General features: G+C 65.9%; 12 protein-coding genes. 9 read left to right on the forward strand and 3 right to left on the reverse strand.

Going from position 1 to position 14,277, the window contains the following annotated elements; genetic code table 11:
- The first annotated feature begins 40 nt into the window (after nt 1-40).
- From AB0876_RS22545 to AB0876_RS22555, 3 genes are all read left to right on the forward strand, one after another.
- A complete protein-coding gene (locus AB0876_RS22545; RefSeq protein WP_526042972.1) occupies nt 41-1,105 on the forward strand; it encodes an NAD(P)H-dependent amine dehydrogenase family protein in 1,065 nt (354 codons plus the stop codon).
- Nucleotides 1,106-1,643: 538 nt separating this feature from the next.
- A complete protein-coding gene (locus AB0876_RS22550; RefSeq protein WP_526043050.1) occupies nt 1,644-4,850 on the forward strand; it encodes an NAD-glutamate dehydrogenase domain-containing protein in 3,207 nt (1,068 codons plus the stop codon).
- Between the two features lie 90 nt (nt 4,851-4,940).
- Entirely contained in the window at nt 4,941-6,641 is a 1,701-nt protein-coding gene (locus tag AB0876_RS22555; protein ID WP_526042973.1) for an alpha/beta hydrolase, read from the forward strand.
- Here AB0876_RS22555 and AB0876_RS22560 read toward each other — a convergent pair.
- Nucleotides 6,607-7,098 (reverse strand): OsmC family protein, encoded by a 492-nt coding sequence (locus tag AB0876_RS22560; RefSeq protein WP_526042974.1) that lies wholly within the window; start codon nt 7,096-7,098, stop codon nt 6,607-6,609. The genes AB0876_RS22555 and AB0876_RS22560 overlap by 35 nt on opposite strands.
- Nucleotides 7,099-7,177: 79 nt before the next feature.
- Here AB0876_RS22560 and AB0876_RS22565 point away from each other — a divergent pair, with 79 nt between their 5' ends.
- Together AB0876_RS22565 and AB0876_RS22570 are read left to right on the forward strand one after the other, a co-directional pair.
- Complete coding sequence (locus tag AB0876_RS22565) at nt 7,178-8,122, forward strand: oxygenase MpaB family protein (RefSeq protein ID WP_526042975.1); 945 nt, start codon at nt 7,178-7,180, stop codon at nt 8,120-8,122.
- 13 nt (nt 8,123-8,135) lie between these two features.
- Nucleotides 8,136-8,717 carry a TetR/AcrR family transcriptional regulator gene (locus AB0876_RS22570; RefSeq protein ID WP_491842132.1) on the forward strand — a complete coding sequence of 194 codons (582 nt, stop codon included), beginning with the start codon at nt 8,136-8,138 and terminating at the stop codon, nt 8,715-8,717.
- 7 nt (nt 8,718-8,724) lie between these two features.
- Here AB0876_RS22570 and AB0876_RS22575 read toward each other — a convergent pair whose 3' ends face one another.
- On the reverse strand, nt 8,725-9,594 hold the full coding sequence (locus tag AB0876_RS22575; protein ID WP_526042976.1) for an ArgP/LysG family DNA-binding transcriptional regulator: 870 nt from the start codon (nt 9,592-9,594) through the stop codon (nt 8,725-8,727).
- Nucleotides 9,595-9,603: 9 nt separating this feature from the next.
- On the reverse strand, nt 9,604-10,269 hold the full coding sequence (locus AB0876_RS22580; RefSeq protein ID WP_491842134.1) for a TetR/AcrR family transcriptional regulator: 666 nt from the start codon (nt 10,267-10,269) through the stop codon (nt 9,604-9,606).
- 126 nt (nt 10,270-10,395) lie between these two features.
- On the opposite strand from AB0876_RS22580, the gene AB0876_RS22585 reads away from it, so the two are divergent.
- The 4 genes from AB0876_RS22585 (at nt 10,396) to AB0876_RS22600 (ending at nt 14,188) form a co-directional block, all read left to right on the forward strand.
- Complete coding sequence (locus tag AB0876_RS22585; protein ID WP_526042977.1) at nt 10,396-10,683, forward strand: hypothetical protein; 288 nt, start codon at nt 10,396-10,398, stop codon at nt 10,681-10,683.
- A 90-nt stretch (nt 10,684-10,773) separates the two neighbouring features.
- A complete protein-coding gene (locus AB0876_RS22590; RefSeq protein ID WP_526042978.1) occupies nt 10,774-11,991 on the forward strand; it encodes a sensor histidine kinase in 1,218 nt (405 codons plus the stop codon).
- Complete coding sequence (locus AB0876_RS22595; protein ID WP_064936961.1) at nt 11,988-12,650, forward strand: response regulator transcription factor; 663 nt, start codon at nt 11,988-11,990, stop codon at nt 12,648-12,650. The genes AB0876_RS22590 and AB0876_RS22595 overlap by 4 nt, the downstream gene beginning before the upstream one ends.
- 95 nt (nt 12,651-12,745) lie before the next feature.
- Nucleotides 12,746-14,188, forward strand: coding sequence for a bifunctional aminoglycoside phosphotransferase/ATP-binding protein (locus AB0876_RS22600; RefSeq protein ID WP_526042979.1), 1,443 nt, complete (start codon nt 12,746-12,748; stop codon nt 14,186-14,188).
- Nucleotides 14,189-14,277: the final 89 nt, after the last annotated feature.

Consider the following 14,277-nt stretch of genomic DNA (forward strand, 5'->3'; position numbering starts at 1 on the left):
CGTGGAAAACTGCCGGAAACCGAGCAAGGGAGCCGCTGCCGTGTCACAAACTTCGCCATACCGGGTTGTCCAGTGGACGACGGGAAACGTCGGGAAGAGTTCGGTGGCGGCCATCGCCCGCAACCCGAACCTGGAACTGGTGGGCTGCTATGCGTGGTCGCCAGACAAGTCCGGAAAAGACGTCGGCGAGCTCGTCGGCATCGAGCCCCTCGGGGTCGCGGCCACCAATGACGTGCAGGCACTGCTGGCCCTCAAACCGGACGTCGTGGTCTACAACCCGATGTGGATCGACGTCGACGAACTCGTCGAAATCCTTTCCGCCGGCATCAATGTCGTGGCGACAGCCTCATTCATCACCGGACACAATCAGGGCGAGGGCCGCGACCGCATCGTCGAGGCCTGCCGCAAGGGCGGCTCGACGATGTTCGGATCGGGCATCAGCCCCGGCTACGTCAACCAGTTGGCCATCGTGGCCGCAGGCATCTGCGACCGGGTGGACAAGGTCACGGTCAACGAGGCCGCCGACACCACCTTCTACGATTCACCGGAAACCGAGAAGCCGGTCGGATTCGGCCAGCCCATCGACCATCCCGACCTCCAAGCGATGACCGCCCATGGCACCGGGGTGTTCGGCGAGGCGGTACGGATGATCGGTGACGCACTCGGTATCGAGTTCGACGAGGTTCGTTGCGACGCCGAATATGCCCAGACGACAGAGGATCTCGACCTCGGCTCGTGGACGATTCCGGCCGGCGGCGTCGCCGGCGTGTTCGTCAGCTGGAAGGGCATCATCGGCGATACCACCCGTGTCGAGCTCACCTTGCGCTGGCGCAAAGGCCAGACGTTGCAACCGGATTGGCAGATCGATCAGGACGGCTGGGTCATCGACGTCGCGGGCCGTCCGACCGTGACGATGAAGGTCGGCTTCCTGCCGCCACCGGATTTCGAGGCCACCACCCTGGAGGAGTTCATGGTGCTCGGGCACATCATGACCGCCACTCCCCCGATCAACGCGATCCCCGCGGTGATCGACGCCGCGCCCGGCATCGTCACCTACAACGATCTTCCGTTGATCCTGCCGCGCGGTGTCGTCCCGACGGGCTAGGTCGTGTCTGTTAATTGCGGACGCGGTAGAAGGTGAAGACGGTGGTGGCGGATCCTCAGCCCTGGCCGTGCCCGTGCCGCCACAACACCATTCATATTGATTAGCCATGCTCTACTTCTAGGATTGCAGCCACATGCTGGCAGCAATCCTCGGCGTAGGCGCTTCCAGGGTTTGAATCAGCTGCGCCTGAGCCAACCACCGGCATGAGCATCTCAATTGACTCGAGCCGGCCGGCATCACCGCCGGCCGGCCGCGTCGTTTTGCGGTGGCGAAACCACCAGCTGCCACCGATGCAGGCTTACAGACTGCATTGAGCAGCATCGGATCTCTGACACTTTGCAGCACCTGAAGGCGTGCTCCTCACCACAGGATTGGTCCATCCGTCGAACGCAACCGACGGCATCGATCAACGACGATTGAGGAGACCGGAACCGTGGACTCGTTGCGCGCCAACCCCATTACGCCCGATATACAGGATCAGCAGGCCGGGGTTGTGGTACCCAGCCGGCTACTGGGAGTCAACGCGCTCAACGATCTGATGGGCGATGCCGTCGAGGTGAACCTCGACTGGACCGATGCCGCAGACGGACGGCTGAACTTTGCGCTCGCAGCCCTCGAGCCGGTGCCGCTGCGCCGGATGCTGCCCGCGCTGCAGAGCATGGACCTCGAGGTCCTGGAGGAACAGGCGGATACCTGGACCAGGCCGGACGGGCGGGTCTGCCACGTCTACCACCTGCTGTTGCAGCCCGGTCCCGACGTCGTCGACGCGGTGGCCCAGCCGCAGGACGACACCGTCGACCGCATCCGCGAGACCTTCCGAGCGATGTGGGCGGGCCGCGTCGAATCGGACGGATTCAATGCGCTGCTACTGCGGGCTGCCCTGAGCTGGCGACAGGTGACCGTGCTGCGCAGCTACAGCCGTTACCTTCGACAGCTGCCGATGCCCTACGGCCAGACGCGCATCCAACGGGTCCTGCTGGACAACCCGGCGGCCACCCGCGCACTGCTGGATCTGTTCGAGGCCCGGTTCGACCGCACCGAGCAGCCGGCGGACAGCCCCCACCGCATTTCCCGCATCGCAGAGGCCGAGCAGCAGGTGGCCACCGAGATCGATCAGGTGCTGCACATCGACGCCGACCGGATCCTGCGCGGGTACCACAATCTGATCAACGCCACGGTGCGCACCAACGCGTTCGCGCCCGATGCCCTCACGGTCTGGGCACCCTATCTGGTCCACAAACTCGATGCGCGGTCCGTCGACGAGCTGCCACAGCCACGTCCGCTTTCCGAAATCTTCGTGTACTCACCGGAATTCGAGGGCCTGCATCTTCGGTTCGGGCTGGTGGCCCGCGGCGGGCTCCGTTGGTCCGACCGCCACGACGACTACCGCACCGAGGTCCTGGGACTCGTGAAGGCACAGGCCGTCAAGAACGCGATGATCGTTCCGGTCGGAGCCAAGGGCGTATTCGTCGTCAAAGCCCGTGCCGCCGCGGGCCAATCACCCCGTGTTCAGGGGCTGCGGAGCTACCGGCAGTTCATCGCCGCACTGCTCGACGTGGTCGACAAGACCGCCCCGTCAGATTCCGAAGATCGGCCCCGCTTCGGCGGAGTGGTGTGCCACGACGGACCCGACCCATACCTCGTGGTGGCCGCGGACAAGGGCACCGCCACATTCTCCGATTCCGCCAATGCGGTGGCGCTCGACCGCGGTTACTGGATGGGCGATGCCTTTGCCTCCGGCGGCTCCGCCGGTTACGACCACAAGGCGATGGGCATCACCGCTCGCGGCGCCTGGGTCAGCGGCGACACCCACCTCGCCGAACTCGGTATCGACTCGGCGACCGATGAGTTCACCGCTGTCGGCGTCGGCGATATGAGCGGGGACGTCTTCGGCAACGGCATGCTGCTGCGTCCCGGCCTGCGACTCGTGGCCGCATTCGATCACCGGCACATCTTCATCGACCCACAGCCCGACACCGTGCCGGCCCGCAAAGAACGCCAACGGCTGTTCGAACTGCCCCAGTCGTCGTGGGATGACTACGACCGTTCGGTGATCAGCCCGGGTGGCGGGGTGTGGCCGCGGACCGTGAAAACCATTGCCACCACACCGCAGATGCGTGCCGCGCTCGGCATCGACGACGACCGGACCCGGCTCACTCCCACCCAACTGATCAGCCATATCCTGCGCGCCCCGGTAAACCTGTTGTTCAACGGTGGAATCGGCACCTACATCAAGGCCCGCGACGAACAGCACTCCGATATCGCCGACAAGGTGAACGATCCGGTGCGGGTGGACGCCGAGGATGTCCGGGCCCAGGTGATCGTCGAGGGCGGCAACCTCGGGCTGTCCCAGCGCGCCCGCATCGCCTACGCCCGGCGAGGTGGCCTGGTGAACACCGATGCCATCGACAACGCGGCCGGAGTGGACTGCTCGGATCACGAGGTCAACATCAAGATCCTGCTGGACTCCGCCACCCGGTCCGGCCTGATCACGGGTAGCGCGCGCAACCGACTGCTGGCCGATATGACCGACGAAGTGGCACAGCTCGTCCTGGCCAACAACCAGGCGCACAATCGTCTGCTCAGCGATGCCCGCTCGAACGCCACCCAGATGGTCGACGTGCACGCCCGGATGACGGCGGACCTGGAGACCCGACGCGGGCTACACCGATCCCGCGAAAACATGCCCAGCCCAGAGGAATTCGCTGACCTGGCCAAGGACGGTCGCGGCCTTGCCGCGCCACAGCTGGCCACCTTGATGGCGCACGTGAAGCTCGACCTCAAGGCTGACCTGCTCGCCGGCGAGATGTTCGACGACCCGTACTACGTCGCGCTGCTGACCCGGTACTTCCCGCCGACGTTGCGGCGACAACTCGGCGAGCCACTGCCCGAGCATCCGCTTCGCCGGGAGATCATCACCACCTCGATCGTCAACCGCGTGCTGGCCACCTCGGGGCTGACCTTCGCGTTCCGGCTCTCCGAGGAAACCGGCGCTGCCCCAGCCGATATCGTGCGGGCCCATGCCGTCGTGTCCGAGGTTTTCGACCTCGACACACTCTGGTCGGACATCTATACCGCCGATCTCTCTCCGGCGCTGACGAATGCGATGGTCATCGAAGGCCGGCGTCTTCTCGACCGGGCCGCCCGATGGTTCTTGCTCAACCGGCCGCAACCGCTCGAAATCGACACCGAGATCACCCGATTCAGCAACCAGTTGGCGCTGCTGCACGGACAGCTCGGATCGATGCTGCGAGGCCAGGAGCGTGCCACCGTCTTGATGGCGCACGACGACCTGGTGGCGCGCGGCGTACCGGCCAACATCGCCCACCGGATCAGCGAATCCCTCTATGCGTTCAGCCTTCTGGACATCATCGAGGTCGCTCATGTCCACGGAGAGGACGCGGCCCAACTGGCCAGGATCTACTTCGAACTGTCGGACCGGCTGGGGGTGGATCGGTTACTGCTGGCGGTGTCGTCGCTTCCGCGGGGTGGCCGCTGGCATGCCCAGGCCCGGCTGGCCCTTCGGGAAGACCTGTACCGCTCATTGCGCGATCTCACGATCGACGTCACCAAGCACGGTCTCGAGGGCGATAAGGCCGCATGCAGCATCCGCGACTTCGAGGCCTACAACCGGCCGCGCCTGGACCGGGCCAAACGCACGCTGGACGAGTTCCTCGACTCCGCCGAGCCCGACCTGGCGGTGTTGTCGGTGGCATCGGCCCAGCTGCGCCGACTGCACCGATGAACTCGTAACCAACCCACCGAAAACCTCATCCGGCGGCCGATTCCGCGGTTAGCATCCAGCCAATCGCGGATCGGCGTACCAGGGGGACACGTGGCGCACTTGTCAGGATGGGTTGGCGCCGGTGTGCTGACCGCCGGAGTGTCGGCGGCGTTGCTGGCCGGTGCCGGCACAGCCAACGCCGAGACCGGCTCTCCAGGCGATTCGCATCCCGGTCCGGCGAAGACGTCGACCAGCAGTGCAAAGCCGGACCGCTCCGCGTCCGCCGGTAATCGACGTGTCACACCGCACCTCAAGCGGACCGATCATCCGGCCCGTTCCGCGGCACCTCGTGTGCGTCGCACAATCGAGCGGGAAGCCGTCGGGAAGGACGCCGTCGGGACGGCAGAGGCAGCTACCAAGCAGACACCGCTTCGCCCGCTGTCGACGCAGCGCAGCGCGGTACGCAAACAGCTGCGTGAGCGCCTGGCACCGCTGACCGCCGACCTGGTGCAACACGACAAACCAGCCAGCGACGTGCGTAATAGGCTGACCGCGATTTCTCAAGTGCCGAAAACGATTTCAGCTACCGCACCGAGCGGATTCGGCGTGACTGCGTCGTCGCCCGCACAACTCCCCGATCTGATCCAATCCGGCTTGCAGTCGGTGGTCACCGCTGTCGGGTCCGCGTTGTTCGATGCGGTCGGCGGAGTGATCCGAGCCGTCGACGGACCACCGACCGTGCCGCCCGGGCTTCGGGATTCGGTCGAGGTGAGCAGCTCGACGCTGGTGGTCTCGCCCGGCAACGAGGTTCCCGCCGACTGGTACTTCCCGACGCACGGTCAGCCGGACCGGCTGATCTACCTCCAGCACGGATTCATCGCCACCGGACCGATGTACAGCTACACCGCGTCCTATCTGGCCGACCGCACCAACAGCGTCGTCGTGGTAACCACCGTGACGTCCAACCCGTACACCCCCGGCGGCATGTGGCTCGGTGGGGACAACATGCACAAAGCGGTCGCCGAGCTCTTTCTCGACCCGGATCGAAAAGCCTTGAACGCCAGTATGGCTACCGCATCATTGAAGGCCGGCCAGGAAAGCTTCACCGTTCCACAGCGATTCGTGCTCGTCGGCCATTCACTCGGCGGTGGCTTCGCGCCCGGGGTGGCCGGCTACTACGCCGAGGGGTTGGTCGCCCGCCGCGCCGAAGGACAGGATGCCCCCAACGACCTTGCCGGCGTGGTGCTGCTGGACGGGGTTCCCCCCTCGGGCAGTCTGCCGGCTGCGATGGACCGCCTCCATCGGCTCGAGGCCAGCAATGGCAACGATCCTGCCGACTATGTGCCGGTCTATGAGCTCGGTGCGCCGCTGAACGCGTTCAACTCCACCAGCAAGGTGAACGACGAGCTCTCGGCGGCCAGACCTGGGACGTTCGTCGGGGTCGTCGTCAACGGTGGTGTCCATATGGATTCCATGCTGGGCGGTAACCCACTGATCCAGGCGGCGGCCTATCTGGTGGCGGGCATTCCGCAGCCGCAGAACCCGCCCGCAGTGCAATTGTTGATGGCCGGATGGGTCAACGACATGTTCGAGGGCAACATCGATCCGGCCACGGGCCGGTGCCTGAGTGACTGCAACGGCACATACGGCGACGCGGGTCAGACCGTCGACATCGATGCCGGGACAGGCAATGCCACCGCCGTCGTCATCGACTCGGGAACGCTGCCCGACGAATCCGACTGGAGTGCACTCGGGTTCGTCCCGGTCGACGCGTCGTTTATTCCCCGCTCGGTGCTGTCACGGTGGGTGTAGCGCTCACCGGGAAATTGACCGAGTTGGCGATGAAGCACATCCGGTGGGCTTCGTGATGGAGCTCGGTGGCCTCGCCGACCCGGTGCCCGTCGGTGATGGTGACCTGCGGCCGTAGCGTGACATCGGTGAAAACGCCACTGCCCTCGGCGTTCTCGCTCATCGTGCCGTCCGGCCGGTCACTGTAGGCAGTGACGACGATGCCCGCCTTGGCGCACAGCGCCAGGTACCACAGCATGTGGCACTGCGACAGGCTGACCACGAGCAGCTCCTCGGGGTTCCAGCGCTGAGGGTCTCCCCGGAAGGCCGGATCGGCGCTACCCAGGATCACCGGCTTGCCGGGCGTCTCGACGCCGGTCACGTCGTGGTCACGTGCGTAGTCGCGGTAGCCGCTGGTGCCCGAACCCGTGTTGCCGGTCCAGGTCACCTCGACCTCGTATCGATGCGTCCGGTTGGCCATGCGCGTGACGGTACCAATCGAGTACGTCAGGACGATTTCCACTATTGACACATTGGCACAGATTGCTAGCCTTTGTGCCATGTCTATTGGCAGCGTGGCCGAACGGGACGTAGTGCGGCCGAACGTACTGGCAGATTTCCGCAGGCACTCGGGCAGCATCCTGGGAGGTGCCTTCGGTGCAGCAGCCTTCGACGAGGTGGCCCTGGTTCCGGTGGCCGCGGCCGTCGATCGCAGCGGCCGGTTCGAGCGCAACTTTCTCGATCGCGGGGTGCGCAGCGGATTCTCGGCATTTCTGGCGATCTGGGGCGACGCGACAGACCGGGAGGCGGAGGGGCGCCGGCTGCAGACCATGCACCGCGACGTCCGTGGACACGGCAAGGACGACTTCGCCGAGGTCCGCTACAGCGCCCTGAACCCCCAGCTGTGGAACTGGATTGCGATCAGCGGCATCTTCGTGGTCCTGCATTCGTTCACCCCGGCAACCGGTATCACGATGAATGCCGCCGAGCAGGAGGCGGCCTACGGTCAACTGCTCGAAGCGTTCCGCTCCATCGAACTGCCTGGCGCATCGGCGAAGCTGCCGGAAACCTATGCCGACGCGGCTCGCTATTACGACGACATGGTGGAAAACCAGTTGCAGGGCAATCCATTCCTGAGCCGAGTGACGGCCGGCCTGACACAGCTGCCGCTGCCGACCCTGCTGCTGCCCACCCCGCTGCGATTGGCGCTGACCCCGTCCTGGATGGCGGTGCGACCGATCGCCGGCCGCGTGATCAAGGTGTGCTCATTCGGCATCATGCATCCGGGGATCCGGGAGATGACAGGGTTCCGCTGGCAGCCCCGCCATGAGCGGGAGTTCGCGGTCTACACCCGATTGCTTCAGCTGGCCTGGCGGACGCTGCCCGACCGGCTCCTGCTGGTGCCCCTGGCCTACAACCGACTGCAGTACGAGAAGCTGGTGCGCCTGCACCGATCGGTGGCACTGGATTCGTTCGCGCCGCTGGGATGCCCGGCGGCGGGCTGACACACTGGTAGCGATGCCACGCAGTAACGCCAGCCAATCCGAGCAGGAAGACGCCATCCTCAAGGCCACCGCCGAGGAGGTGTCGCTCGTCGGGCTCGGCCGGGCCAGCCTGGACGTCATCGCCAAGCAGGCCGGCGTCAGCCGCCGCACTCTGTACCGTCGTTTCCCTACCCGCGATGCTTTGATCACCGAGCTGGGGCGGCGTACGTTCGACGCGGCGATGCACCGGTTACGCACCGTCGCAATCGATTCCGGTCCCAATGAGGCGGCGGTAGCGGCGTTCTGCGAAGGCATGCGGCTGTTGACCACCGAGCCGGTGATGCGCCGGTTCCTGCGGCTGGACACCGACTTCACCGCGGTGGCCGGTGCCTACGACCAGGCTCCGGCGTTTCTGCACCACGCCTCGTCGGCGATGGCCAAGGCACTTCGCGCGGCGGGCGCGACCATGCCTGACGCCGAGCTGCTGGCGGTGGCCGAGTTGCACATCCGGTTGGCGTGCTCGCTGGCTCAGATGCCGACGACGGTGTTGGACGTCAACGACGACGACGCGGTGCGCGCCTACGCGCGACAGCATCTGGCCCCACTGGTGCGGTAGCGGGCCCTCAGGCCCGGGCCGGCCCGCGCAGGCCGGCGGCCGCATCGCGAACCGCCGCCGTGACGGCGTCGACCATGGGGCTGTCGAGCTTCCAGCACTGCCAGTACAGCGGCACGTCCAGATACTGCTCGGTGATCCGGACGAAGTCGTCGTCCACCAGTTCTTCGGGGTACATCCCCCAGCCCAACCCGGCCCGCACCGCGGCGCCGAAACCCTCGGCGGTCGGGATGAAATGGATCGGCCTGACGACATCTTTGCGGAACACCTTGCGCACCAACTGATCCTGTAGTGCGTCATCGCGGTTCCAGGCCAGCGACGGCGCCACCTGCGCGGCGTCGCGGGTGAATCCGTCCGGCAGGTAACGCTGCATGTACCCGGCACCGGCCACCGGCACGTAGCGCATCGCCCCCAGGGAATACACCCGGCAGCCCGGCACCGGGCGTCGCTCGGTGGTGACCGCGCCCATCACCACACCCTCACGCAGCAAGCGTGCCGAGAGATCCTGGTCCTCGATCCGGATGTCGAACAAGAACTCGGACGCCCGGGCGAACACTCCGGTGAACCAGGTCGCCATCGAATCGGCGTTGACCGCCAACGCGATCCTGGTGCGGTGCCCGGCACCGCCACCCATCTCCGCCAGCGTCTCGGATTCCAGCAACGCCGTCTGCGCCGCCAACCTCAGCAAGGGCACACCGGCAGGCGTTGCCGTACAGGGCTTTTCGCGAACCACCAGAACCTGCCCGACACGCTGCTCCAGGGCCTTGATGCGCTGACTGACCGCCGACGGCGTCACATGCAGACGCTGCGCGGCCGCGTCGAAACTTCCCAGCTCGACCACCGCGGCGAAGGCAGCGAGCTGCTGGCCGTCGATCTGCACGCCACGATCCTAATCGGGCTGACCCTCGTTGCCGCACAAACCGCTGCCGGTGAACCGGACCAACTGGTCAACCCACCCGCGGTCCAAGCCGCCGGGCCCCAAAGGCCGACCGTAGAGCGACAAGTCCGAGCTGGCCAGCGCGCCGATCATCCCGAGGATGGCAATTGTGCTGCGCTGCTGGCCTTCTCTGGTCTGAATGTCCGGCACCGCACGCCCGGCCGCGGCGAAGAACAACTCCGGCAGACTCGGTGTGCCCGCCAGCTGGTCGAGCCAGATCTGGTCTTCATCCAAGGCAAGCTGATTCATCACCTTGAGCCACCGCAATCCGCCGACCGGATCCTCGTCGAGCAGCCTGACGTACGGCGCGATGAGAGCTTCGACGACGTCAGAGACCCCGATCTCGTCGCCGCCCTCAGCCACCCGCACCAGCTCCTCGACAACGGCCTCGAACACCGTCGGGGCACGGCGTCGCGCCACCTCCAGCACCAGGTCCCGCTTGGCCGGGAAGTGATAGGCCACCGCACGACTGGCCACGCCCGCCTCGCGGGCCACCGCCCGCGCCGCCACCGCACCGATCGACATCTCCGCGAACATTCGCTCTGCGGTATCGACGATCAGAGTTCGGGTGTCGACATCACGCCGGGGACCACGCCTACGGGTCGAACTCGAGGGCACAACAGGAGCCTAACCAGTTGCGGCCCCATCGTCCTGTGGTCGGTTCAGTTCTCCTACTACGGTCGTAGGTCAAGATCGGACAACAGCGCGATGTGGGCTGACCTGCATTCTTCGTAGCGTCGAGCCATGACACGAGCACAGCGTTCCCCAGCTATCTCGATAGCGAATTCGATGACCGGCGTCGCCCGTGGATGGACGGCGAAAGACGCCGTTTTCGCGCCTCAGGTGACAGGTCCAGCGATCCCGAGCGGCCCCACCCGTCGGGAGGGCGGTTTCTGGCGGCGCACCCTGACCGCGCTACGCACAGCCCTGGCGGCGGCTCCCCGACCCGATCTGAAGCAGCCGTACTATCCGCCGCTGCGCGAAAAATTCGTGGAGGACTCCGCGATGGCACGCGAGATGTGGCGACTCTGAGTGTTGAAATCCGACCCCAGGAAATCCGGCCCCAAAAAATCCAACTGTAGTAGGACGTACGAAAACAAGCTCACCTTCTACGATCAGAACATGCTCGGCAGCATCGCCCGCGGCTTCCGCGCGCATGTACACCGGCGGGGGTACGCCCTGCCGGTGGGCTACAACTGGGCCATCGTGTTGGCGTTCGACACCACCGTCATGGGTGCCGGCGTGGTGGCGATGTTGCAGCGGCCGTCGGCCGACCTTCCGGCGGGTCTGCTCGCACTCGTCATCTGTATCGCCCCCTTCGCGTTGTTCTACCTGTCCGGCATCGATTTCAAGGCGCCGATCGTCTGGGCGACCTGGACGACCTCGACCGCGATCCTGCTGTTCGCGACCGCGACACCGGTGCCCAACGACTTCGCCCCACTGATCGCGGTGCTGATGGTCGGCGAAGTGGCCTCGCTGACCGGCGTGTGGGGCGGATTCCTCGCGTCGCTGACCGCGGCCACCCTGCTGCTGACCGCCGCAGCGCAGCACCGCCTCGACGCTCTGCCGCTCTATCTCGGAATCCTCGGGATGGGCTGGCTGGTGGGCTATCTCGTACATACCCAGCAGCAACTCATGCGGCAGCAGCAGGAGTCGCAGGCCGCGCAGGCCCGCCACGCCGCGGCCGATGAACGGCGCCGGATCGCCCGCGAGGTCCACGACGTGATCGCGCATTCGCTGAGTGTGACCCTCCTGCATGTGACGGGTGCACGTCGTGGGTTACAGCAGGACCGCGACGTCGACGACGCCGTGGAGGCGTTGGAGCAGGCTGAACGTCTGGGCCGTCAGGCCATGGCCGATATCCGCCGCACGGTCGGGCTACTCGACGGCGCCCCGATGAGCATGGCTCCCGAGCCGGGCGTCGACGACATCAGTTGTCTGGTAGATGATTTCGTGCGTGCCGGGCTCAATGTGCGATGCGACGCCACCGGCCGCACCGATGCGGTCTCCGCGGCGGTGGGCTTGGCCCTATATCGCATCGCCCAGGAGTCCTTGGCCAACATCGCCAAACATGCACCCGATGCGGAAGCGACAGTGTTACTGAGGATCTCACGTACCTCGGCGACCTTGACGGTTGCCAACCGACTGCCGGTCCCAGCGTTGGCTGTGAGGAACGGTCACGACGTGGAGGGTCGCGGTGTGCGCGGAATGCGCCAGCGCGTCGAGCTCCTCGGCGGGATCATCAGCGTCGGCCCCGCCGACGACGGATGGTCGGTGCGCACGAACATTCCACTGGACGACACCGACCGGGCACCCCGATGGTGCCCCGTGGTGTCATGACGGATCCCGTGAGCGAGGTCGCGGTCCTGCTCGTCGACGACCAAGATCTGGTGCGCTCCGGCCTACGTCGCATCCTTCGGCGCAAGGACGGCTTCACGATCGTCGCCGAATGCGCCGACGGCGACGAGGTGCCCGACGCCATCAGCCGGTACCGCCCCGACGTGGTGGTGATGGATCTACGGATGAAACGGGTCGACGGGATCGAGGCCACCCGCCAGGTGACAGCGGTCGACGGGCCGCCGGTGCTGGCGCTGACCACATTCAACGACGACGAGTTGCTCTCGGGTGCGTTGCGCGCGGGAGCCAGCGGGTTCGTCCTCAAGGATTCCTCCGCCGAGGAACTGATCCGGGCGGTGCGCGCCGTGGCACTGGGCGACAGCTATCTCGACCCCGCGGTGACCTCGCGGGTGCTCACCACCTACCGCAAGTCCGCCGAACCGCGTCGCGCCGCCGCCGTCGGCGACCTCACGGCCCGTGAACTCGATGTGCTGACACTCATCGCCAAGGGGCATTCGAACGCCGAGATCGCCGATGAACTGAGCATCTCCGGGCTCACCGTCAAGAGCCACATCGGCCACATCTTCATCAAGCTCGACCTGCGCGACCGCGCGGCTGCGATCATCCACGCCTACGACTCCGGGCTGGTCAGTCCCCGGTAATAGAGTCTTCGGTCCATGGGCTGAAGGACTTTCGGCAGGCGAACGCCGACGGATGACCACTACCTTCCGTTGTCCGAGCGGAGCCATCATGGGTTATGGCCGCAACCGAAATCCACGAAACACACACCGGGATCGTCGCGTTGGTGGGCGAGAAGGCTTACAAGGTCAAGAAACCCGTCACCACGGACTTTCTCGATTTCAGCTCGGTCGAGCAGCGCGAACAGGTGTGCCTGCGTGAGGTTCGCCTGAACCAGCGGCTGGCGCCCGACAGCTACCTCGGGGTCGCCCATTTCTCCGATCCGCAAGGTGGTCGGCCCGAGCCGGTGATCGTGATGCGCCGGTACCCCGATTCGCGCCGGTTGACGTCGATGGTGCTCAGTGGCGAACCTGTGGAAAAGCATCTGTCGGCGATCGCGGAGGCGATCGCGCGGTTTCACGCCGGCGCCGAACGGTCGGAAGACATCGACCGTGCAGGGACCGCGCCTGCGGTTTCCGGCCGTTGGCGTGACAACCTCACCGAATTGCGCACGTACGCCGGAACGGTGGTACCCGCAGAATCGCTGGCCGAGGTCGACCGTCTGTATGACCAATTCATCGCGGGACGCACCGCACTGTTCGACGGCCGCATCGCCGAGCGCCGCATCGTCGACGGCCACGCCGACCTGTTGACCGGCGATATCTTCTGTATGCCGGAAGGGCCGGCCATCCTCGACTGTCTGGAGTTCGACGACGACCTACGCCATGTCGACTGCTGCGACGACGCCGCATTCCTGGCGATGGATCTGGAGTTCCTCGGCCGTAGCGACCTGGCGGACTACTTCACGGCCGAGTACCAGCGGCTTTCCGGGGATACGCCGCCGCCGGCCTTGGTCGACTTCTACATCGCCTACCGTGCCGTGGTCCGCGCCAAGGTCGACTGCATCCGGGTTCAGCAGGGCAACGCGAGCGCCGCGGACGACGCCACGCGCCATCTCGACATCGCCCTCGATCACCTCCGCCGAGGTGCCGTGCGACTGGTCATCGTCGGCGGTGGCCCCGGTACCGGTAAGACCACACTCGCGCACGGTCTCGCCGAACAGGTGGCTGCGCGGGTCATCTCTACCGATGACGTGCGCCGCGAGCTGCAGGACCGTGGTGTCCTCGACGGAGCGGCCGGGATATTGAACGAGGGGCTCTACAGCACCGAGAACGTGGCAGCTGTTTATGAGGCCGTGCTGGAGAAGGCCCAACAAACCTTGGCCATGGGGCAGTCGGTGATCCTCGACGGCACGTGGCGGGATCCGGGCCTTCGCCGGCGAGCGCGGGAGATGGCGGCGGGCCAGAATTGCCCGACCGTGGAGTTGGCGTGCACGGTGCCTCTCGACGAAGCCAAGCAGCGCATCGTCCAGCGTCAGGTCACCAACTCGGACGCCACCCCGCAGATCGCAGAAGGTTTGGCGTCCGACGCCGATTGGTCTGACGCCCACCCCATCAACACCCGCCGTCCGCTTGCGGACTCCGTCGCCGAAGCCCAACGGATCTGTTGCTCGGCGATCTGACCTCCATTACGAAATGAGGTTTCGGTGTAAACCCGGAGCCGCTGGCCGATAGATAGCCCTTGTAAAGTAAAACGGCGGCCTTCCTTCCG

Source organism: Mycobacterium sp. NPDC049093 (genome assembly GCF_040704635.1).
Taxonomy (GTDB): Bacteria; Actinomycetota; Actinomycetes; order Mycobacteriales; family Mycobacteriaceae; genus Mycobacterium.